The sequence below is a fragment of the Ruminiclostridium hungatei genome (assembly GCF_002051585.1).
In the GTDB taxonomy this organism is placed as follows: domain Bacteria; phylum Bacillota; class Clostridia; order Acetivibrionales; family DSM-1351; genus Ruminiclostridium; species Ruminiclostridium hungatei.
Window position 1 is genome coordinate 1 of the sequence record NZ_MZGX01000065.1, and the last position, 1625, is coordinate 1625.

Annotated in this window: 2 protein-coding genes; both read right to left on the reverse strand. The window is 42.4% G+C overall.

Features of this window, described 5'->3' with window-relative positions; all coding sequences use genetic code 11:
• Positions 1–154: 154 nt before the first annotated feature.
• Complete coding sequence (locus CLHUN_RS21500) at positions 155–1039, reverse strand: IS3 family transposase (protein ID WP_242656592.1); 885 nt, start codon at positions 1037–1039, stop codon at positions 155–157.
• Entirely contained in the window at positions 1036–1281 is a 246-nt protein-coding gene (locus tag CLHUN_RS22630; protein ID WP_242656593.1) for a helix-turn-helix domain-containing protein, read from the reverse strand. Before CLHUN_RS22630 ends, CLHUN_RS21500 begins: the two co-directional genes overlap by 4 nt.
• Positions 1282–1625 lie beyond the last annotated feature (344 nt).

Consider the following 1625-nt stretch of genomic DNA (forward strand, 5'->3'; position numbering starts at 1 on the left):
TGTAGCATTTGCCAAGAGCGTAATCAAGGCCACGCCGCTTCGCGGTGGCTGGTTTCTGCACCTCTGGCTCCAAAAACCAATTTTGCTATCGTCACAGAGAGCGATTTACAGAAAAAATCTCACAGAGGGGGGTGCGGACAATTTCTTGGACAGGCTAAGCTACTATTCCAAGGCTTCGTCGGTACTCTATTGGACTCATATTTCTAAGTGATAATTTTATCCTTTCTTCGTTATACCATATTAGATAGTTGTTGACAATGTCGATGAATTGTTTAACACTTACACCAACCCAACTGCGATTGTAAAACATCTCATTCTTGAGACGCCCAAAAAGGCCTTCACATGCGGAATTATCAGGAGAGCATCCCTTCTTAGACATAGAACGCTGAAGTCCGGCATTGTCCATCCTGGATATCCAACCTGGCCAGCGATAATGGCTGCCACAATCTGTATGAACTAAAGGATGTTCATTGTCACCAAGGGTACTGATTGCATCATCCAGCATGTCATTCACAAGACTGGCATCAGGAGTAGTTCCGATTTTCCACGCAGGAAGCATTCCATCAAAGCAATCTATTACTGGCGAAAGATATACCTTGCCAGATGGGATGGCGAATTCGGTTATATCCGTTAGCCATTTCTCATTCGGTACATCAGCGTGGAAATTTCGTTCTATCACATTTGGTACGCGTGGAGTGATTTCACCCTTATATGATCTATATTTCTGGTTCTTCCTTTTGCCCTTAACTACCAGGCCGCACTCTGCCATGACTCTACGAATGATTTTCTCAGAAACACAGGTGCCTTCTCTGACTAATAATACATTAATTCTGCGATAACCGTATCTCCCGAAATTCTCATCAAACAACACCTTGATTTGGCAGCGTAGAGCTCCATATTTGTCCAGAGATAACGCATTATGCTGGTAATAATAACTGCTTCTGGATAGCTTTAAACTACGCAGAAGAAGCGGCAGTGAATACTTATTCCTTAGGGCGTCGACGATCACTGCCTTCTCCTGGTTTTTGAGTGCTGTCATATCGACGCCGGGGTCTTTTTTAGAACATCAAGTGTCTCCTTCAGTATATCAATTTCTAACCTCATGCTTTGAATTTGGGCCTTTAATTTATCAACCTCTTGCGAGGATGCAGGTTCCCCTTCAGATAGCTTTCCACGCGGATCGTCTTTGGAATTCATGAGTGCAGCAACTCCTTTCTGGAGATACTTCTTACGCCACATATAAATACTGGATCGAGTATAACCTATTTCTTCTGATACCAATTGTACATTTTCCCCCAGTCTAAAGCAACGATCTATAACATCCATTTTGAGTTCAACAGATGGATGCATGGGGTGATCCTGCGTGTTATTCCATTTCTTACGCGGAGCCTTTGGCTTAGGAGGGGCATCTCTTGCAGCAATCCAACTATATAAAGCTTGTCTTGTAGGATAGCCCAAACATTGGATTACTTTTGTAACTGATTTAGATTGGTCATATTGTCAAGAACATTTCTAAAATCCCCTAAAACAACGGTAGAAAATTCCCCAATTAATCCGCAGAAGTTGATTCAAATCTGTTGGGATCATAGAAACCAGCTTTTTTCTTTTCCTTTACTCTGTAGCTA

Bases quoted from the DNA above. Each gene is read 5' to 3' on its own strand.
- CLHUN_RS21500 (WP_242656592.1), bottom strand. From the start codon at position 1,039: ATGACAGCACTCAAAAACCAGGAGAAGGCAGTGATCGTCGACGCCCTA.